General features: G+C 30.5%; 22 protein-coding genes. 20 read left to right on the top strand and 2 right to left on the bottom strand.

Going from position 1 to position 21,224, the window contains the following annotated elements:
• The first annotated feature begins 157 nt into the window (after positions 1 to 157).
• The 5 genes from BR66_RS0108950 to BR66_RS0108930 all read left to right on the top strand — a co-directional run bounded on the left by BR66_RS0108950 (position 158) and on the right by BR66_RS0108930 (position 5,853).
• Positions 158 to 1,168, top strand: coding sequence for a MarR family transcriptional regulator (locus BR66_RS0108950; RefSeq protein ID WP_026882624.1), 1,011 nt, complete (start codon positions 158 to 160; stop codon positions 1,166 to 1,168).
• 179 nt (positions 1,169 to 1,347) lie between these two features.
• On the top strand, positions 1,348 to 2,847 hold the full coding sequence (locus BR66_RS0108945) for an ArnT family glycosyltransferase (protein ID WP_026882623.1): 1,500 nt from the start codon (positions 1,348 to 1,350) through the stop codon (positions 2,845 to 2,847).
• Between the two features lie 34 nt (positions 2,848 to 2,881).
• Complete coding sequence (locus tag BR66_RS0108940) at positions 2,882 to 3,856, top strand: glycosyltransferase family 2 protein (protein ID WP_026882622.1); 975 nt, start codon at positions 2,882 to 2,884, stop codon at positions 3,854 to 3,856.
• A complete protein-coding gene (locus BR66_RS0108935; RefSeq protein WP_026882621.1) occupies positions 3,853 to 4,878 on the top strand; it encodes a glycosyltransferase family protein in 1,026 nt (341 codons plus the stop codon). The genes BR66_RS0108940 and BR66_RS0108935 overlap by 4 nt, the downstream gene beginning before the upstream one ends.
• Positions 4,879 to 4,923: 45 nt before the next feature.
• Positions 4,924 to 5,853 carry a CAAX amino protease gene (locus BR66_RS0108930; RefSeq protein WP_026882620.1) on the top strand — a complete coding sequence of 310 codons (930 nt, stop codon included), beginning with the start codon at positions 4,924 to 4,926 and terminating at the stop codon, positions 5,851 to 5,853.
• Here the strand turns inward: BR66_RS0108930 and BR66_RS0108925 are convergent.
• Entirely contained in the window at positions 5,818 to 7,125 is a 1,308-nt protein-coding gene (locus BR66_RS0108925; protein WP_026882619.1) for a UDP-glucose dehydrogenase family protein, read from the bottom strand. The two genes, BR66_RS0108930 and BR66_RS0108925, sit on opposite strands and share 36 nt — an antisense overlap.
• Before the next feature lie 250 nt (positions 7,126 to 7,375).
• Between BR66_RS0108925 and BR66_RS0108920 the strand changes: the two genes are divergently transcribed.
• From BR66_RS0108920 to BR66_RS24770, 8 genes are all read left to right on the top strand, one after another.
• Entirely contained in the window at positions 7,376 to 8,311 is a 936-nt protein-coding gene (locus BR66_RS0108920) for a sugar-binding transcriptional regulator (RefSeq protein ID WP_026882618.1), read from the top strand.
• Between the two features lie 88 nt (positions 8,312 to 8,399).
• Positions 8,400 to 9,047: a deoxyribose-phosphate aldolase gene (gene deoC / locus BR66_RS0108915; RefSeq protein WP_026882617.1), complete on the top strand. Its 648-nt coding sequence runs from the start codon at positions 8,400 to 8,402 to the stop codon at positions 9,045 to 9,047.
• Between the two features lie 19 nt (positions 9,048 to 9,066).
• Complete coding sequence (deoB, locus tag BR66_RS0108910) at positions 9,067 to 10,248, top strand: phosphopentomutase (RefSeq protein WP_026882616.1); 1,182 nt, start codon at positions 9,067 to 9,069, stop codon at positions 10,246 to 10,248.
• Between the two features lie 14 nt (positions 10,249 to 10,262).
• Complete coding sequence (locus BR66_RS0108905; RefSeq protein ID WP_026882615.1) at positions 10,263 to 11,564, top strand: pyrimidine-nucleoside phosphorylase; 1,302 nt, start codon at positions 10,263 to 10,265, stop codon at positions 11,562 to 11,564.
• 14 nt (positions 11,565 to 11,578) lie between these two features.
• Positions 11,579 to 12,049: a MarR family winged helix-turn-helix transcriptional regulator gene (locus tag BR66_RS0108900; RefSeq protein ID WP_242841134.1), complete on the top strand. Its 471-nt coding sequence runs from the start codon at positions 11,579 to 11,581 to the stop codon at positions 12,047 to 12,049.
• 93 nt (positions 12,050 to 12,142) lie between these two features.
• Positions 12,143 to 12,547 (top strand): pyridoxamine 5'-phosphate oxidase family protein, encoded by a 405-nt coding sequence (locus tag BR66_RS0108895; RefSeq protein ID WP_051624158.1) that lies wholly within the window; start codon positions 12,143 to 12,145, stop codon positions 12,545 to 12,547.
• A 238-nt stretch (positions 12,548 to 12,785) separates the two neighbouring features.
• Complete coding sequence (locus tag BR66_RS25665) at positions 12,786 to 13,358, top strand: hypothetical protein (RefSeq protein ID WP_156946266.1); 573 nt, start codon at positions 12,786 to 12,788, stop codon at positions 13,356 to 13,358.
• A gap of 14 nt (positions 13,359 to 13,372) precedes the next feature.
• Entirely contained in the window at positions 13,373 to 14,170 is a 798-nt protein-coding gene (locus BR66_RS24770) for a hypothetical protein (protein WP_026882612.1), read from the top strand.
• Positions 14,171 to 14,249: 79 nt separating this feature from the next.
• On the opposite strand, the gene clcA is transcribed toward BR66_RS24770, so the two are convergent.
• On the bottom strand, positions 14,250 to 15,833 hold the full coding sequence (clcA, locus tag BR66_RS0108880) for a H(+)/Cl(-) exchange transporter ClcA (RefSeq protein WP_035795856.1): 1,584 nt from the start codon (positions 15,831 to 15,833) through the stop codon (positions 14,250 to 14,252).
• A gap of 237 nt (positions 15,834 to 16,070) precedes the next feature.
• On the opposite strand from clcA, the gene BR66_RS0108875 reads away from it, so the two are divergent.
• The 7 genes from BR66_RS0108875 (at position 16,071) to BR66_RS0108845 (ending at position 21,159) form a co-directional block, all read left to right on the top strand.
• Positions 16,071 to 16,694, top strand: a complete 624-nt coding sequence (locus tag BR66_RS0108875; RefSeq protein WP_026882610.1) for a class I SAM-dependent methyltransferase — start codon at positions 16,071 to 16,073, stop codon at positions 16,692 to 16,694.
• Entirely contained in the window at positions 16,691 to 16,909 is a 219-nt protein-coding gene (locus BR66_RS0108870) for a hypothetical protein (RefSeq protein ID WP_026882609.1), read from the top strand. Before BR66_RS0108875 ends, BR66_RS0108870 begins: the two co-directional genes overlap by 4 nt.
• A gap of 85 nt (positions 16,910 to 16,994) precedes the next feature.
• A complete protein-coding gene (locus BR66_RS0108865) occupies positions 16,995 to 17,534 on the top strand; it encodes a PH domain-containing protein (RefSeq protein WP_026882608.1) in 540 nt (179 codons plus the stop codon).
• A 310-nt stretch (positions 17,535 to 17,844) separates the two neighbouring features.
• Positions 17,845 to 18,315 (top strand): MarR family transcriptional regulator, encoded by a 471-nt coding sequence (locus BR66_RS0108860; RefSeq protein ID WP_156946265.1) that lies wholly within the window; start codon positions 17,845 to 17,847, stop codon positions 18,313 to 18,315.
• A gap of 104 nt (positions 18,316 to 18,419) precedes the next feature.
• Positions 18,420 to 19,124 (top strand): ferric reductase-like transmembrane domain-containing protein, encoded by a 705-nt coding sequence (locus BR66_RS0108855; protein WP_026882606.1) that lies wholly within the window; start codon positions 18,420 to 18,422, stop codon positions 19,122 to 19,124.
• A 129-nt stretch (positions 19,125 to 19,253) separates the two neighbouring features.
• Positions 19,254 to 19,748: a PH domain-containing protein gene (locus BR66_RS0108850; protein WP_026882605.1), complete on the top strand. Its 495-nt coding sequence runs from the start codon at positions 19,254 to 19,256 to the stop codon at positions 19,746 to 19,748.
• Positions 19,741 to 21,159, top strand: coding sequence for a PH domain-containing protein (locus BR66_RS0108845; protein ID WP_035795853.1), 1,419 nt, complete (start codon positions 19,741 to 19,743; stop codon positions 21,157 to 21,159). Before BR66_RS0108850 ends, BR66_RS0108845 begins: the two co-directional genes overlap by 8 nt.
• The last annotated feature ends 65 nt before the right edge of the window (positions 21,160 to 21,224 follow it).

Genomic DNA, 21,224 nt, shown 5'->3' with positions numbered 1-21,224 from the left:
CATATTGATTGATTTATTACTAACCATTATGATATTATTATACGTGGTTCTTTAGCACTCACGTTTTATTAGACATGTGAAGGCCAGTGGAACGGAATAGTTACGGATGTTAGTCAGGGATAAAGAAATATATACGATCTTTGTGAAAGGATATAATATGGATTTAAAAAATAAGCTTTTTGAAACTCATAAATTTTACAATTTATCAAGATATTTATTTTTAAATATAGAATGTAACTACAATAATATTGTGAAAAAAACAGGTATCACATTACCCCAGCTAAGGGTTTTATGGATAATAAGAATATTTAATGGAATATCCCTTGGTGAAATTGCAAAAATAGGATGTTGGTCGCCGCCTACAGTTACAAAAATGCTTAAACTATTAATGGACAAAAAATTAGTTGTGAGGGAGTCCACAATAAACAAAAAATTATATACTTTAAATTTAACTGAAAGTGGTTACGGGATTATTAAAATAAATGGTATAAAAAAACATGATGAGTTTCCATTACTTAGTTTGCTTCCTACAATTAATAATTATGATTTGAATTTTATAATTAAAATATTCAAGAAAATAACCGTGAATTCAAATAATGTTTTTATATTTGAATATATAGAAGAAATAAATATACTACAGTTAAAAATTGATTTAGATGATTTTAATCATGAGGATAAAATAATACTTAAGCAGCTTATTTGTTTTTATAATTTATTAAGAACATTTATTTTAACTATAGAAAGTAATCATCGTAAACTACTTACAGACTTTAAGCTTACGTATCCGCAACTAAGAGTTTTATGGATCATTGATGCTTTTCCGGGGATTACATCAAGTAGACTTAGTAAACTTGCATACCTAGCGCCTTCAACCGTAAATGTTATAGTAAAAAATCTTTATGGTAAAGATATAATATACAAAGAAAAATCTCAATTAAAAAACTCGCTTTTTCTATATATCTCAATAAGTGGTGAAGAACTTCTTGTAAAAGAATTTAATGAGAATCAAAAAAGTTTTTTAATCTATAAGGATATTGAGTTTTTAACAACTCATGAAATATCCAAATTAAATAGATTGATGTATGAGATGAATATAACTTTAAAAAATGATATGGTCAGTGCATATATTAAAGAAACTTTTAATGTGATAGAAAAAAGAATTATATAAAAAAGTGGATAAGACTAAAATTGATGAGAAAACAATTGTTATTTAAATTGTCATAGAATTGACATAAAATCATGTTAGGCTTAAATAAGGCTATGCATAGAAATTTAAGTATAAATTTTTATATATAGAATCAAGGTAGGTAAGAAGTCTGATTTTCATATTATGTAGGAGGGAATACCTTGCGAAAAGGAAAAGAAAAGTTTAAATATTTAACAATTTTCATATATTCGTTGGCATTTTTATTTTTTGTTTTCAAAATGTTTTTTTATTCAGAATATGTTGGAAGATTTCCAGATGAAATGCAACATGTTGCATATATTGCATATCTGGAAAAAACAAATGCAATAATTCCAAATTTTAAGGATATGAGAATTTTTGTGAATAATAGTACTGCGCATATTAATTACAATACGGAACTTACTAAAAATAACAATACCCATGAATATACATTTGGAAGTAATTTGAATTATTTGGGTCACCCGCCGTTATATTATCAGATTATGCGTCTTAGTAGAGCTGTGCGAATTAATGGTAATACTGTTACTGTTGATCTTTTTAAACTCAGATTATTTAATATAGTAATCAGTGCATTAGCTATGGTACTTATATTGTATATTGGGTATACAAGAGTTGGTAAAAAGCTCATATTGCATTGTTTATATGCAACTATAGTAATATCTGTACCAATGTTGGCATTTTGCTCTGCGGGGATAAATAATGATACATTATCATTATTGGCATTACCGATTTTCTTATTAGGGTTATTGCGATTTTCAGAACAAAAACGTAATTTTAGAACCTTTTTTATAATAAGTTTAGGTGTTTTCATTTCATTTATGTCTAAGCTTACACTGGGATTAATTGTTTTTATTTCCATGCTTTTGTATATTATTTTAATTATCATAAAGGAGAAAAGTGCAAGGTTTTTAATCTCAAAGAAATTTTTTGCTACGGTACCAGTATATTTTATTACCATGGCATATTTTTTAATTGTATATTTTCAAACAGGAAGCATACAACCTTCATATAAATCTTTAGATCTACAAGGATTTTTAAAATCAGGTTTTTATGTTAATGTTGCAGATCGTACTCATATGAACTTCAATCAATATGCAGTATATTTTACAAAGAATTTTTTGATGACTTGGACCAGTATTCAATCGCATTTTTCATTGGATAAAATAGGGGGAGTATTTTCAATAAATACTATTGCAGAACTTTTACTTTTAGTTATTCCAGTTATATTGTTATTTCAAATAAAAAGAGCTAAACGTAATGCTTCTATTATGTTAGTATTAATCTCTGTTTATTTTGCATTAGCAATTTCAGTTATAATTCAATGGTTACGTGCTTATAGCGAATATACTAATAGTTCAGGTTATCTAGGTGGATTTCAATCACGTTATTACCTATGTGGTATACCTGCAATCGCATTGGCTGTAACATTTATTATGAAAAATTTATTCGAAGGGTCATCTTTGTCTGATAATGGGAATGAAAAAAAATCAAATTTGAAATATAATGAAATAACAAATAATTTATCAACACTATGTTATAAAACAAAAAAAAATTTTAATTTAAAAAAATTTGTAGGATATATTATCTGTTGTATTTTTATTTGTATGCTATTTTATGAAGATTTTATATACTTCGTAATTTATTTTAAAGATTATTTATAGATAAAAAATTAAGAGAATGGAGACTTGTAGTTAAATGAAACTTATAATTCAAATACCTTGTTTCAATGAAGAAAATACACTTGCAGAAACATTTAAAGATTTACCAGATTCTATAGATGGAATAGATGAAATAGAATATCTAATAATAAACGATGGTAGCACAGATGATACTGTCAACGTTGCTAATAAACTTGGAATAAATCATGTGGTTTGTTTTAAGCAAAACAAAGGACTTGCGGCAGGTTTTATGGCAGGAATTGATGCTTGTCTTCGCCTTGGAGCTGATATCATTGTTAATACTGATGCTGATAATCAATATTATGGGGAAGATATAAAAGAAATCGTCAAACCAATTATAGAAGGACACTATGACATAGTTATTGGAAGTCGTCCTATAGATGATACCGAACATTTTTCGAAAAATAAAAAATTATTTCAACATTTAGGGAGTTGGGTTGTTCGTAAGGCATCAAATACGGATATATCTGATGCTCCTAGTGGTTTTAGGGCTTATTCACGTAAGGCGGCAATGCAATTAAATGTAATGAATGAATATACTTATACACTTGAGACAATAATACAGGCCGGAAGAAATAAAATAGCAATTACGTCCACGCCTATACGTACAAACCCTGAAACTAGGAAATCCCGCTTATTTAAAAGTACGCAAACCTATGTAAAAAGATCAGCGGTAACTATAATACGTTCTTATATGATGTATAGTCCACTTCGCTTTTTTTGTCTAATAGGCTCAATCTTTTTTACTGTAGGATTAATAGTGGCAATTAGATTTATACATCTTTATTCATTAGGTTATGGTAGAGGACATATACAATCACTTATACTAAGTTCTATTTTATTATTACTTGGTTTTCAAACATTTTTTATGGGGTTACAAGCGGATTTAACTGCAGCTAACCGAAAGTTATTAGAAGACATTCAATACCGTGTGAGAAAAATGGATTATGCTTCAGATAAAAAGGACCTAAACGATGAGGATGAAAAATGATTAATGACAATTTTTTTAATGATAAAATGACAAGAGCTATTGTGGGAAAAAAAGTTTTATTTATAACTACAAAAAATATTGATTATATACGAAATTCTCAGGAAATTGATTTGCTGCAAAAATCAGCACTATCAGTTAAAGTTATAGGCTATAAAGATAAAAGTTATGTAATTAGACTTTTGAAAATATACATAAAGTTATTTTTTATGTCACTTAAAGATTATAATGTTATATTTGTGGGTTTTGCTCCGCAATTAATTTTACCATTATTTCGCAATAAGTTTAAGGGGAAGCTCGTTGTAGAAGATTTTTTTATCTCTCTTTACGATACATTTGTTTGTGATAGAAAAAAGTTTAAGGCTACTAGTTTATTCGCCAAACTTTTTTTCCATATAGATAAAATAACAATTAAGGTAGCAGATGAAATAATAGTTGATACCTTGGCTCATGGTAATTATTTTGTAAATTGTCTTGGGGCTGATAGTAGTAAAATTAATGTTTTATATCTTAAAGCCGATATATCAATTTATTATCCACGAATAATATCAAACAAAGAACAGCTTAATAAGAAATTTGTGGTCTTGTATTTTGGAACTATTTTACCACTGCAGGGGGTAGATGTTATTCTTCGGTGTATTAAAAACATGGAAAATATACCCACAGTAACTTTCCAAATAATTGGTCCTATAAAGAATAAAGATTTGAAAGAATATGAACAATTAAAAAATGTAAAGTTTATACCTTGGCTTTCACAAAATAGTTTGGCAGAAAAAATTGCAAAAGCAGATTTATGTTTAGCTGGACATTTTAATAATAATATTGCCAAGGCATCAAGAACAATTCCTGGGAAGGCGTATATTTACGATTCTATGGAAAAGCCTATGATTTTGGGGGATAATACCGCTAACCATGAACTTTTTCATGAGGATGACAATAAATATTATTATGTTGAAATGGGTAACCCTAATAAATTAAAAGAAAAAATACTCCATGTGATGGAAAAGAGTATTTTAAATGGGTAAAAAAATACTAATAATAAGAATCCACATGCAAGGAGTGAGCTAAGGGTGAATAATAAAATTTTTAAATATGCAGGATATGCTATTACTTTTATAGCATTTATTTTTATTGTGAAAGCATTTATGTCTATGAAAATAGATGTTAAATATATAAAGAGTCCTATTTCTGCCATAGTGCTAGGAGTACTTTTATCTATTGGATATGTAGCAATAGTTTATATTTCATCCTATGCCTGGAAAACCACATTAGAATTTATAAACAAAGGAAAAATTCCGTTCCATGAAATTTTAACTGTTTATTCAAAGTCCAATATCGGTAAGTATGTACCAGGGAATGTAATGCAGTTTGCAGGAAGAAATATATTAGCAGGGAAGCTTGGATTTAAACAATTAGACATAACCTTTTGCAGTATTATAGAGATAGGTATGTTACTAGCTACAGATTGTATTCTGTCACTTATATTTGCCATGAAAAGCTTTAAAAGCATACTAAAAGATGTGTTTTATAAAATACATCCTAGTATGCTTTATGGCATTGTAATAGTAGTGATAATAATAGTAACAGTTGTTATTTGGCTTTTGATTACTAAGAGCACAATTATAAAAAATTACAAACACTTTTTTACAAAAGGCTTTTTGGTGCTTTTATGCAAACTGTTCTGCATTTATAGCATAACACTAATAATTCCAGGAATCTTTTTAGTTTTGATTTTACAACTAGTTCTTGGTGCAAGTATTTCACTACCAATAAGTCTCATAATAATTTCAGGTTATACAATTTCATGGGTGCTAGGTTTTGTAGTACCTGGTGCACCTGGTGGTATTGGTATAAGGGAATCAATAATGCTTTTGATGCTAGGACCTATATTTACGAATAATTTAGTTTTATTGGCAGCAATATTGCTAAGAATAACATCAACGGTAGGTGATATTCTAGCATTTCTACTTTCGCCCTACGCCTTCATAGATAAATCCTAAGCTTTTAGCATCTTCAGGCTCCAGCATATTTCTTGTATCTAGAATTATTTTGTTCTTCATTAAGTTTCCTACAGTATTTAAATCTAAACTTCTGTATTCATTCCAATCAGTGACTAATATTAAAGCATCAGCATTTTTTACAGTATCTAATGCGGTATCACAGTATATGAGTTTTTCACCAAATATTTTTTTTGCATTATCCATTGCTTTTGGATCATGTACCTTAATAACTGAATTGTTTTTAATCAAATCTTTTATTATTGAAATAGCAGGTGATTCCCTCATGTCATCTGTTTCAGGTTTAAAGGAGAGCCCAAGTACAGCAATACATTTGTTATTTAGATCTCCAGTTAAGCCTTGTAATTTTTTTACCATTCTAGTTTTTTGTAATTCATTTGAATGTATAACTTCTTTGACTAGACTCATGTCAACTCCATAATTATCACCGATTTTAGCCAGTGCATTAGTATCTTTTGGGAAGCAACTTCCGCCATAACCAGCGCCTGGATGTAAAAATTTCGAATTGATTCTGCCATCCATTCCCATAGCTTTTGCAACCAGCTTAACATCAGCTCCAATAGTTTCAGAAAGGTTTGCTATCTGATTTATAAATGTAATCTTTGTAGCTAAATACGCATTATTAGCATATTTTATAAGCTCTGCAGTTTCATAGTTACACCAAACAAAAGGTGTCTCAATTAAGTATAAAGATCTGTAAATATCCTTTATTATTTCTTTGGATTTTTCTGATTCATAGCCTACGACAACTCTATCTGGATGAAAGAAATCAGTTATAGCTTTACCTTCTCTTAGAAATTCTGGATTTGAGACAACATCAAAATTGTCTGAATTAGTCTCTTTTTTTATGTAATCTCTTACCCATCTATTTGTTCCAATAGGTACCGTGGATTTAAGGACAATAACTTTGTAACCATTTAAATTTTTACAAATTGTTTTAACTACACTTTTTACTTGAGACAAATCCGCTTCGCCATCACCTTTTGGTGGGGTTCCAACTCCTATAAATATTACTTCTGATTGTCTCATAGATTCATCAATATTTGAGCTGAAGCGTAATCTTTTACTCTTTAAGTTCCTATCTAAATAATCATAAACACCCTGCTCATAAATTGGAGATATACCCTTATTAAGATTATCAATTTTTTCTTTATCAATGTCCACACCTATAACTTGATTACCAAAATCTGAAAACCCAATTGCCGCTATTAAACCAACATAACCTGTTCCAACTACTGCTATTCTTTTTGACATTTTTCAGGACCTCGTTCTTATTATTTTTATTATATTTATTGTTTTTATTATTTTTATTATTTTTATTATGTGATAATAAAATTTATTTAATCACATATATAAGTTTACTACTGTGAAATGACAACTAAGTGATTAGCAAGTAAACAATGTGTAAACAGAGTAAAATATTATTAACCATACTACCACGTATTTTGCTTTGTAAAGTAAATCATTATATAATATGTTTAATAGTAAGAGGAAGTGAAAATTTGTGGACAATGATAAACAAAAATTAAGTGTTGAAGTGGCGAAACTTTATTACCAGTCAGATTATAGTCAACAGGAGATTGCATCACAACTTAGTGTATCAAGACCAACTGTATCAAGACTTCTTCAGTATGCCAAAGAAAAAGGGTATGTTAAAATTAATATTATTGATCCATTTGCTGATTTAGATAGATTAGCTGATAACTTAAAAGGAAAATATGGATTAACAGATATTCGTGTTGTTTTTTCATCAAAGGATGATTATGTTTCTAGTAGAGAATATATAAGTAAAGAAGCGGCAGAATATTTAGAACAAACCATAAAAAATGGGGATATTGTTGGAGTAAGTTGGGGAACTACAATGTATGAAGTTGCAAAAAAACTTACCCGCCAAAGTGTTAAAGGTGTTGAGGTAGTTCAGCTAAAGGGTGGAATCAGCCATTCGAAGGTTAATACCTATGCATCGGAAACAATCAGTCTTTTTGCTGAAGCTTTTGAAACAGTTCCAAGGTATTTACCACTGCCAGTAATTTTTGATAATGCCATTGTACGGCAAATGGTAGAAGAAGACCGCCATATTAAAAGTACAATTGAAATGGGAAGTCAAGCTAATATAGCTGTTTTCACAGTTGGTAGTGTTAGAGATGAAGCACTACTTTTCCGCTTAGGCTACCTAAGTGAATCAGAGAAAAAGATCTTAAAAGAAAAAAGCGTAGGCGATATTTGTTCCCGATTTTTTAATGAAAATGGGGACATCTGTAATTTTCAGATTGACAATCGTACTATAGGAATATCTATAGATGAGCTCAAGCAAAAAGAAAAATCTATTTTAGTTGCAGGCGGTGAACATAAAATAAGAGCAATTCGTGCAGCATTAAAAGCTAAGATTGCCAATATATTAATCACGGATCAATATACTGCAAAAAGGCTTTTAGATTAATATAAGAACATAATTTCAATTGTAACTTTACAAAGGTTCAAGAAAGCATTATTATAAAATTATAAAAACGTTGAGAAGGAGATTTATAATGAATATAGCTAAAATGATTGATCATACTGAACTTAAGCCAGATGCAACAAAAGAACAAATTTTAAAATTAACAGATGAGGCAAAAAAATATGGGTTTGCATCTGTTTGTGTTAATCCAAGATGGACAAAACTTGTAACTCAGGAATTAAAAGATAGTGGGGTTAGTGTATGTGTTGTTATAGGATTTCCACTTGGAGCCACCACAACTAAAACCAAAGCTTTTGAAGCAAAGGGAGCCATTAAAAATGGGGCAACAGAAGTTGATATGGTTATTAGTATTGGAGATTTAAAGGATAAAAACTATATTTACGTAGAACAAGATATTAAAGCTATTGTTGCAGTTGCAAAAGGCAAAGCGTTAGTTAAAGTTATTATTGAAACTTGTCTTTTAACAGAAGAAGAAAAAATAAAAGCTTGTGAGTTAGCTAAAAGAGCAGGTGCAGATTTTGTAAAAACTTCAACAGGATTTTCAAAAGGTGGAGCAACTGCTACTGATATTGAATTAATGAGGAAAACAGTAGGTAAAGACATGGGCATTAAAGCCTCAGGTGGTATTCATACTAAAGAAGAGGCTATGGAAATGATAGAAGCAGGTGCAACTCGTATTGGTGCAAGTGCAGGTATAGCAATTATTTCAGAGGAGTAAACAAAAGGAGAAGAGAAAAATGAAAGCTTTTAAAAGGATACATATTATTGTTATGGATTCAGTAGGAATTGGAGAAGCACCGGATTCAAAGGATTTTGGTGATTTTGATGTTAATACATTAGCGCATATTGCTGAAAAGAAAAATGGTTTAAATATGCCTAATATGTCCTCACTAGGATTATCAAACATTTACCCTATTAAAGGCATTGAAAAAGCTGCTCATCCCAAAGCTTATTTTGCAAAAATGCAAGAGGCTTCTTGTGGAAAAGATACAATGACCGGGCATTGGGAGATGATGGGGCTTTATATTGATGAACCTTTTCGCGTTTTTCCAGATGGCTTTCCCGAAGAATTAATTAAAAAAATAGAAGATTTCTCTGGTAGAAAGGTTATTGGAAACAAACCTGCCAGTGGAACAGAAATTATAAAAGAACTTGGTGAAAAACAGCTATCTACAGGAGATTTAATAGTTTATACATCAGCAGACCCTGTAATGCAAATTGCTGCAAATGAAGAAATTATACCTTTAGATGAATTATATAGAATCTGTCAGTATTGCCGTGATATAACATTAAAGGAACCATATACATTAGGGAGAATTATAGCTAGACCATTTGTAGGTAAAACTGCAGATACATTTAAGAGAACGTCTAATCGTCATGACTATGCCTTAAAACCTTTTGGGGAAACAGTAATGAATTATGTGCAGCAGGCAAAACTTGACTCTATTGCAATTGGGAAAATATCGGATATATTTAATGGAGAGGGTGTCACAAGGGCAATTAGGACAGTATCTAATGAAGATGGTATGGATAAATTAATAGAAGTAATAGATGAGGATTTCCATGGTATTAGTTTTCTTAACCTAGTTGACTTTGATGCAAACTTTGGACATCGTCGTGACCCAATGGGATATGGAGATGCATTAGAAGCATTTGATAAAAGATTATCAGAAGTTTTTGAAAAAATGCAGGAAGATGATTTATTACTAATTACAGCAGACCATGGGAATGATCCAACATATCATGGAACAGATCATACAAGAGAATTTGTTCCATTAATTGCTTATTCAAAACGATTTAAAAAAGGAAATGATCTAGGCACATGCAAAACATTTGCAGATCTCGGAGCAACAGTTGCGGATAATTTTAAGGTTAAAATGCCAGAGTACGGAGAAAGCTTTTTAGAAAAGTTAAAGTAAAGAGGTGATAAATTATGAGAATGGTAGATGTAATTTCAAAAAAACGTGATGGTAAAGAGTTAACTACAGAAGAAATTAACTTTTTTATAGAAGGTTACACTAAAGGAATAATTCCTGATTATCAAGCAAGTGCACTAGCAATGGCGATTTTTTTTCAAGACATGAATAATCGTGAAAGAGCTGATCTTACTATGGCAATGGTGAACTCTGGCGAAACTATTGATTTGTCAGCAATTCATGGCATAAAAGTTGATAAACATTCAACTGGTGGAGTTGGAGATACAACTACACTTGTATTAGCACCTCTTGTTGCTGCACTTGATATACCCGTGGCTAAAATGTCTGGAAGAGGTCTTGGACATACAGGTGGAACTATTGATAAATTAGAATCAGTTCCTGGTTTCCATGTAGAAATTACAAAAAGTGAATTTATAGATTTAGTTAATCGCGATAAAGTTGCTGTTATTGGGCAAACGGGAAATTTAACGCCTGCAGACAAAAAATTGTATGCTCTTCGTGATGTAACTGGAACTGTAGAATCGATACCATTAATTGCCAGTTCTATTATGAGCAAAAAAATTGCAGCAGGGGCTAATGCCATAGTACTAGATGTTAAAACAGGTGTCGGAGCTTTTATGAAAACAGATAAAGATGCAGAAAAATTAGCACATGCTATGGTTAAGATAGGTAATGATGTAGGTAGAAACACTATGGCCATAATTTCTGATATGTCACAGCCACTAGGTTTTGCCATTGGAAATGCACTAGAGGTAAAAGAAGCCATTGATACATTAAAAGGAGAAGGACCAGAAGACTTAACAGAACTTGTTCTAACTCTTGGAAGTCAAATGGTTGTGCTAGCTAAAAAAGCAAAAACATTAGAAGAAGCAAGAAAAATGCTTGTCCAAGTAATAAAAAATGGTAAAGCTCTAGATAAATTCAAAGTATTTCTTAAAAACCAAGGTGGAGATTCATCAATCGTAGATAATCCAGAAAAATTACCACAAGCAAAATATAAAATTGATGTTCCAGCCTTAAAGGGCGGTTTTGTTTCAAACATTGTAGCTGATGAGATAGGTATTGCAGCAATGATTTTAGGAGCAGGACGGGCTACAAAAGATGATAAAATTGATTTAGCAGTGGGACTTATGTTACGTAAAAAAGTAGGGTACAAGGTAGAAAAGGGTGATACCCTTGTAACTATTTATTCAAATAGAGAAGATGTAAATGAGGTAATAGCTAAAATATATGAAAATATTACTATTAGTGACCATGCCCAAAAACCAGTATTAATTCATGAAATAATCACTTCATAGAAGAGCATAGGCAAGTGATAACTGCCATTGACAATACTTTTATATCAAAGTATAATCGAGGTATGAAAATTGATAATAGTATTAAGACAATCGGAAGAATTAGAAAACGAGCAAATGATTTTTTATTGAAAGAGTTAAAGGACATAGGGGTCACAGATATAGCACCATCTCATGGAGATATTTTAGCAGCGTTATTTAAGTACGGGGAATGCACAATGACGGAAATTTCAAATCATATCAATAAAGATAGGTCTACGGTAACCGCTTTAATATGTAAATTAACAAAGCTGGGCTATGTTTCATTTAAAAAAGACCCAGTGGATAATAGGTCTACCATTACTTACCTTACTGAAAAAGGAAAGGAGTTAGAGCCGAATTTTGTGAAAATTTCAGAAAAGCTATATGAAAAAGAATATAGGGGGATTACTGAAAAAGAGAAGGAAGCATTTCTCAAAACTCTAGAAAGAATATATGATAATTTTTAATATTATCTATATTTTTTTGAAAAACACTTTGACATCAAAGTATTTTTCAATTATAATTACTTTGATATCAAAATACATTTTGGAGGCGAGTTTATGAATTTAGAAGAAGTTAAAGAGATTTTTAAGCCAGGTACAATTGGTTATTTTGCAACAACAAATGGTGAACAACTTGAGATTAGAGGTTGGCAGTTTCAATATTCAGAAGGAAATAAATTCTATTTTGGAACGGGAAATATAAAAGAAGTATATAAGCAAATCAAAGCAAACCCACAAGTAGCATTCGCAGGAGTAAGTGAAGGCTATAATGTTAGGCTGTCAGGGAAAGCTGTGTTTATTACAGATGCAGCAGAGAAGGCAGATGTATTTTCTAAAATTTCTAAAGGTGTTCAAGATATATATAAAACAGCAACAAATCCTGTATTTGAGCTTTTTTACATCGAAGCAGGTGAATTCAAAATAAATAAAGGTTATGGTCCTATAGAAGTTATAAAATTCTAATTTTATATTAAAATTTGGAACACAATTTCATATATGATTATAATGAAAAAACTCTTACCTAGAAACATGGTAAGAGTTTTTGTTTTTTTGTGAAACAGGTAAGAACAATAAATACAATTTCATTGTTCTATTAGATACAATTTACCCTAATGCTCAAATGATAACGAATTAATTTATACACAAATCAGGTGGCTAACTCACATATTATAATAAAATAATTATAATATGGAGTTAAGATATGGAGATTGATAAACGCACTTCAGGAGATGGCACAAATCAAAAAGGTATTAAGAGTGATAACAATAAAAATGACCCAACATTTGTAATTAATGCAGGAGGATCGCCTTCTATTCAGGAAGGAACGACTAATGAAAGACCACCAGCTGAGATAAAAGGAAGACTTTTTTTAGATACTAATTATGGTATTTTATATCGAGATACAGGAGTACGTTGGAAAGCATTGCAGCTAGGACCTGAAGGACAGGAAGGACCTCGTGGACCAAGAGGATATCAGGGGTATCAAGGATATCAAGGACCTCAAGGTGTTAGAGGGGCTGCAGGAACAAATGGTTCATCCGTTTTATCAGGAAGTGGTGCACCAACCTTAGCAATAGGGAATATTGGTGACATTTATATTGACACCACAACTGGAGAGGTATACGTAAAAATAGCTTCACCAATACCACCAAGTGTTAGAGTAGTCCCACCACCTACAGGAGCCACGTTACTTGTTGGTACAGGGCAAACTTATTTAACCATTGACGCAGCGTTATTAGCTGCAAATAATGGAGATAGACTTCTTTTGCATTAAAACAGCTGTTACTTATGGAAGAATTTGTAGGTTCTAATTTCCAACTGTTTATAGATAATAATATAACTATTAGTGAAAGCAATGCACCTGTACTTTTATATAATGTTGATAATTCAATATTTAGTTTTATAGAAGTAAGCGGAAATTCAGTTCAAAATACAGCTGGTAAAGGTCTAATAGCAGTAGATTCTAGTTCAACTGGAAGCACTGTTGTATATGCTTCTAATAACAGTATAGCAAATCAAACTTGGGCTGCTGGTTGGACCACGGCAACGATACCTGCAAGTTTTATAGTTGGTTATAATACGGCAATTACTCCTGCGCCTGTGTATCCACTAGAAAATTCATATTGGCAAGATACTGGATTTAGTTTAAATGGAACATCATTTAATGCCTATGCTATGGTTCATGACACGAATTCAGCGCCAATAACTACAGGGAATGCTATATTGCTAAATATTACAGATTTATCAAGTGGTGTATCCTACGCGTCAGCCACAGGTAATTTCACTATAGCTTCAGCGGGACAATATCTAGTAAATTGGTGGGTAGCAATATCAAATAGTTCTGGAGCTGCAATGAAGATTATTGTTAACTTAAAAGAAACATCTCCAAGTATTGGGTTAGTGTCTAAAGCTGTTTCATCATCAGCTATAGCAAATGGTAGTGATACAGTAGTTTTTGGAACAGCCATAATTAATGTTACCGTCCCAAATTCCATATACCAATTTCAGAATGGAAGCGCTGGAAATGTCTCAACAGTTGTTACAGACGGATATTCAGCAGTGGTAACTTTTGCTAGGATAAATTAGATGAGTAATATCAAAAGGTAGTAATAACCAGGGATAAATGACAATAATGCAATGCAAAATCGCCTTGACTTGTAACTTGTCACTGAACAAACTCTCCCGCTCGCGATAGACTTTCTTTTATCAATGAAGCATTATCTTCATTAGATAAAACCACAAGGTAATCTCCAGCCATTATTTTTGTAGTGCCTGTAGGAATAATTTCCATTTCTCCTCTTTTTATAGCAACTACCAAACAACCAGTGGGCCATTTCATTTCCTTAACCATTTTACCATCAAGCTTTGAACCCATAAAAATTGAAGTTTCCATGATTACTTTTGTATCTTTTTTACCTTTGAATTTATTAGTGCCTTTAAGTAAAAATCGTTCTAGTAATACTTCATAAATAGGTTTTGAATTTAAAACATCTACTACCATATAAGCGATCAAGCAAACTAGTCCAACTGAAAGCAAATGTGAAAATGAGCCTGTCATTTCAGTTATAAGTATACAACCGGTAATAGGTGCTTTAACTATAGCTGCAAAATATCCTGCCATACCAAGGATAACAAGATTAGGAATATAAATTAGGTTAAAGCCAAATATATCATGCATAACATTACCATATATTACACCGATCAATGCGCCAACAACTAAAAGAGGCAAGAATATCCCTCCTGGTGCTGAACTACCGTAACTTATCATTGTAAATAAAAATTTTACAATCAAAATCAGTAATAATACCTTTAAAGATAAAGGGGTGGTTACAAGAAAACTTATTATATTCTCGCCACCTCCTAATACTTCAGGCATAAAGATGCCTAGTACTCCTGCTACTAAAAATGCAATTATAGGTTTGAACTCAGCAGGAATATTTTTTAGTTTTCCATAAATATCCTGAGATTTAAATATTGCCTTATTAAAAACTACTCCAAGCAGTCCTAATATAATTCCAAGTACAATTATATAAGCATAATTATTAAGAGGAATGGCAATTATTTGTTTAAAATCAAACATGGGTTTCATACTAAAAAATTCTTTGGATACAAAATCCGCAGTTAATGAAGCTGCCAGTGCTGAGGTCATAATGGTAGGTGAAAAATTTTTATGCATTTCTTCAAGCGCAAAAATAACCCCTGCAAATGGAGCATTAAATGCCGCAGAAAGCCCAGCACTTGCTCCCGAAGTTATTAAAAAATTTTCTTCTATTTTAAGCCTTTTAAAAATCCGGCTAAAACCTTGACCTACAGCTGCACCCATCTGTACTGATGGACCTTCGCGGCCTAAAGACAAGCCAGCGCCAATAGATATAACCCCACCCACAAACTTAAACAATACAACTCGCCACCAACTCATGCTGAGCTTTCTTGATAATACTCCTTCAACTTGAGGTATTCCACTACCTGACACCATAGGATTTTTTTTCGAAATCGTTCCTACAATCCAGCCACCGGCAATTAAAACAACAAACCATACAGGTATAAGCCAATGATTTTTTAATTGAAGTGAATACATATGTTTTGTAAAAGTTAGTGCTATATTCAATAAATATCTATAAAAAACTATTAATAGTCCGGTAAAAAATCCAACAATCATTCCTTCAATTATTATCTTTAACTTAAAATCATGCCAATTAATTAAAATATTATTTGTACTATTCTTATTACGAGTATTATTTTTATCCAAAACATTCACTCCTTATTAGTAATTTCCTATATTATTAGTAATTTCATTTTTGATCTTTATTCCTTAAAGGTTAATGAAATCTGACAACTGCTTCCATGATTATAGTACATACAACTTTAAAATACAAAAAGACAATGGTAAAGCATACAAATAATGGTTGACAAATTAATACCATAGTAGTATTGTTCCATTAAGGGACAATATAAAATCAGTATGATAATAGGGAGGGAGAAAAATATGAGTAGTAATGAAGTATACAAAGAAAAATCCAAACAGACATTTGATAATGAGGCAAAAGTTTATGAAACAAGTAGTAATGGTAAGCATGCTAAAAAATTATACTCTAGCGTAATAGAAAATGTGAAAATGCTTAATTGCTTAAAAGTTTTAGATGTAGGTTGTGGAACAGGTACAATACTTTCTGAGCTTTCTAATAACGATAAAATTAATCTTGCTGGTGTAGACTTGTCAGAAAATATGATAAATATAGCAAAAAAAACATTAAATGACAAGGTAGAATTAAAAATTGGTGATTCAGAAAAGTTACCATGGGAGGACAATACTTTCGATGCTGTTATTTGTACGGACTCATTTCATCATTATCCAAATCCTGAAAAAGTATTAATTGAAATGGCAAGAGTTCTATTGCCTAAGGGACACTTAATTATAGGAGATCCCTGGGCTATGTCACCAATTAGGCAATTAATGAATTTGTTACTTAGATATAGCAAAAAAGGGGACTTTAGAATATATTCACAATCAGAAATCAATAAATTATTTATTAAATGTGGATTTAGTGTGATTTCATTTAATAGGGTGAATTATAGTTCATTTATAACCACAGCTCAGGTTAATAAATGATTGAATGTAATCCAACATTAGGGCTTGTGTATGCGCTAATTAAAGAAGGAGAAAATGTAGTCTATTTTTGCAAAGATCAATTTAAAAAGAAAATAGAAAAAACTGGAGCTGTATTTAATAGCTATACTGATTCTAGAAGAAATAATATTCAAGGCAAAATGAGCTTTATTGACAATAAAAATTTTCATAGTATTACCTCATATCTGTACCTTTGACAAATAATCATACATATGTTCATATATTGCCAGTATATAAACATTCTGTTACAATATAGCTATAAAATGATAGGGGGTAAAAACAATGCCAACAATAGAGGAAATTAAGAATCAAATGAAGGATACTAATGTCACAGATACATTTGGTACTAAAAAAGAAATTAAATTCTTGCCACAGGTTTTACATGAAGATGAAAAAATAAAATATATGACTTCTGGCCTTTTAGATGGAACTACATGGTTAATAGTATGTACAAATAAAAGAATAATATTTTTAGATAAAGGTTTATTATATGGGCTCAAACAACAGGAGATACCTTTAGAAAAAATAAATTCCATAGGGCAAAAACAAGGTTTAATATTAGGGAGTGTAGAAATATGGGATGGAGCTTCTAAGATGAAAATTGACAATATTACAAAGAAAACTATAAAGCCTTTTGTTGATGCAGTAAATGCAGCTAAAGAAAATTTGAAGATAAAAGACTCTACAAATCTTAATAATACATCTAATGATGCTACAGATATACCACAACAAATAAAAAAACTTGCAGAACTAAAACAAAATGGAATTTTAACAGAAGATGAATTCAATGCAAAGAAGACTGAACTGTTAGCGAAAATGTGATAACTGAAAGGAGTGGCTTAACAGCTACTCCTTTTTCTATAAGTTTAATTATATTACAATTAATTACATTTTAAAGAACTAATTCACTACATTTATAAAATATTTGCTTATGATTTGATAAAATACGAAAACCTAATAATTTAAGTAAAATAAAATATGTGGAATTAGTGAAAACGAAAGATCTGTAAACTTGTACTAATATCGCTACGAAATTTAAGCAAAATATAGGCAAAATAAAAAAACGATATGGTTATGAACAAATAATATGTTAAAATAATCTTAAAAGGCAACAAAATATGGAGGTGCCACCATGACAGTGGATAAAAAAAAGAATGAACAAATTCAAGAATTTAGTGACCTGTGGCACGTTATGATAAAAAAATCTAATTTTAGAAAAGTAGAAAAAAAATATTCAAGAATTAATGGATTAACAACTATTGAAATTAGTATAATCAGTATTGTATCTGAGAAGCCAGATGTTATTCTAAGAGAAATTTGTGCATTTATAGATATACCTAAAAGTACTTTAACCAACGCTGTTGATAGGCTTGAAAAGCGTAATTATATTAATAGGGTAATAAGTAAAAGGGATAGAAGATCTTACGGTCTTCAGCTTACAGAAGAGGGGCAGCTTGCTCAAAAAGAGCATTTGGATTTCGAAAAAACCATTTATGGACGGATGTTAAATGCACTGGATACTGACGAAGAAAAACAAGAATTGTTTAAATTACTAAGGAAAATTGTTAATAATTTTCAGGAGGACGGTAGTTCTATAAGTTAAGAGTCAACAAATAAATTCCAATGTATTTGTTGACATTACAGTTATGTTCAATATATAATGATAATGATATTCATTACCAACACCCGTTAATAGAGGAGGCGAATATAATTTTAATTTATTCATTGATCATAGTAACTGTTTTAGCTTTTAGTTTAACGTCTAGTATTAAGAAACAATATAGAGTTTATTATTCCTTAGCCGCACTTTTAGCAATATTAACAAGTTTTTACGAAATACTAAGGATCATTTCTAATGTAGAGCTTCATGGTTTTATCTCTAATCTAGAAAAAGCATCAATTCAAGGAAATATTTCTATATCATTTTTTATCCTAGTAATGTTTGCAGGTGCATTAGGTAGCAAGTGGGGTATAACAAAAAAATTATTAAGTATTAGAGCACAACTTGCAATTTTAGGTTCCATTTTTATATTGCCACACGGGATTATATATTTGGCACGGTTTATTTTATTGAAGCTACCCAATATAATTAGGCAGAGAGAAATACCAATACTTTACTTAGGTTATTTAGTGGTGGGAATAATAGCGTTTATCATATTAATTCCATTATTTCTAACATCATTAAACAAATTTAGAAGTAAAATGAGTGGGTTAAAGTGGAAACAGCTACAAAGGTGGGCATATGGTTTCTATTTTTTAGCTTACATACATATTATACTTATGTTGTTAAATAAAAAGGAATTGGACTGGATGAAATTAATTATTTATACGGCTGTATTTGGCTCATACACGCTTTTACGGGTAATAAAAGCAAAAAAAATTAAATCACATAAGCTTAATAAAGCGGCGTAAATCTTGAAATAATAAATTAAATAGAAATTTCCACTTTAACATACTAACATGAGAATATGATTCTTTTGTTAGTATGTTTTCTATTTTATGTTAAAATGTAACTAGAAACTGGTTCTAATTGGGGGTATTATGAAAGATAATAATTATAACAGAATAAATAAAAATGCCGTAAAAGCATGGCTTATAGGAAGATTTATAATGTGGGGCATAGTGGTATCTATATATTGTGTTGGGGTTTATTTGTTTTTATTACCCAAGTTTCCACACTTAACAGGATTAAAATACATAACAACATTATTAACCGTAATAATAATTGCTAATGCAGTTATAAAAACATTTATATTTCCATTTTGGGAGTATAAGTTTTGGCGATACGGGATATTTGAAGATAAGGTTGAAACGATTCAGGGAGTAATAATTAAAAAGAAACTAATCATTCCTATATCTAGAGTGCAGAATATAAAAATTGAGCAAGGTCCTATACAAAGAATATTTGGCATAGTAACAATAAAAATCGTAACGGCAGGTGGGCATCATGAAATACCAGCCATAACTAGCATTGAAGCAGACCGGATTACAGATAACCTGAAAAATATAGTAGAAACAGGTGAAAAAGATGAATAAGGTGGAAAGAAACCATTGCTTAAAGATGGTTTATAGTCTGGGGAAATTAATAAAAGAATTCGCAGGTCTACTTGTTTTATCTGTGGTATTGGTAAAAAAAATAGGTGTAATATTATCAATAATATTAGTTATAGTACTATTGGTAGCACTTGTTGCGGTTGAAATCATCACTTGGTGGAAGAATATTTTCATAATGAAAGAAAATTCAATTTATCACCAAGAAGGTGTTTTAAATATTAAAAAGACAGATATTCCTTTTGAAAGAATTAATACTGTGGATATTTCTCAGGATGTTTTGCAGCGGATTTTTAGAGTAACCACAGTTAAAATCGATACAGGATATGCAAGAGAAAAAAGTGAATTAAAGATTATGCTAAATAAAGAGAGAGCATTGGAAATTAAAAATAAATTGCTAAACAATATAAACACTGAATCCTTGGAAGTCCTAGAAAAAAAAGAATATTTTAAAGAAGATGATAACTACACTATTGGTAAAAAAGATCTTTTTATATACTCAATAATTTCGGATTCAGCATTAAAAGGTTTGGCATTGTTGTTTGTAGCGTATAATTTTTTTAATCAATATTTAAAAAAAGTTATAAACATAGATGCTTCTAGTTATACTAAAAGTTTTGAGAGTGGAAATGAATATTATAAAATATATTTTGTGGGAATAATATTTTTAGTAGTATTATTTATAAGCATTTGTTTGTCTCTAGGATATAATGTTTTAAAATATTATGATTTTAAAATGCTAGCAGAGCAAACAAAAATTGATCTAAGTTATGGTGCTTTAAGTACAAAAAATTATAGCTTTACTAGAAAGAAGATTAAAGGCATCTATATAAAGCAAACATTGTTAATGCAGTGTTTTGGATTTTTCACCTTGGAAGTTGAAAGTATAGGTTATGGAAATGAAAAAGGAGAGAAATCCATATTATATCCCATTTGCAATAAAAATACTAAAGATGAAATTGTGGCGAAATTATTTAAAGAGTTTCAGTATAATGGAGAGAAAAATCAGCCACATAAGAACTCACATTTTGGCTTTTTTTATAAAAAAGTTATATTTGGCCTTGTAGTTACTACAATATGTTTTTTCATAAAGATAAAAATATTATTGGTATTTTGTATTATCATGTTTGTTTTATTATTTATTATGGGATGTTTAGAATTTAAAAATACATTTTTAGGTATGGATGAAAATCTCCTTTATATTTGTGGTGGTAGCTTTAGCAGAGTTGAATCCATAATGAAGATGAAAACAGTGCAATCTGTAAAAATGTCATCTAGTTATTTCCAACATAAAAAAAGCATATGTAATTATAATATTATGTTATATAGTGCTAATTTCGGGAAAGAGTTAAGTGCAAGAAATATAAGTGACAAGGCCTGCAGGAGTTATAGGTGAAATCTACTACTTAAACTACAAGTTGAAACTGCTATTATCACTTTTCTTAAAACTATACAAAACTG

Source organism: Clostridium akagii DSM 12554 (assembly GCF_000686725.1).
Taxonomy (GTDB): Bacteria; Bacillota; Clostridia; order Clostridiales; family Clostridiaceae; genus Clostridium_I; species Clostridium_I akagii.
This window is presented reverse-complemented; position numbering and strand designations above follow the sequence as displayed.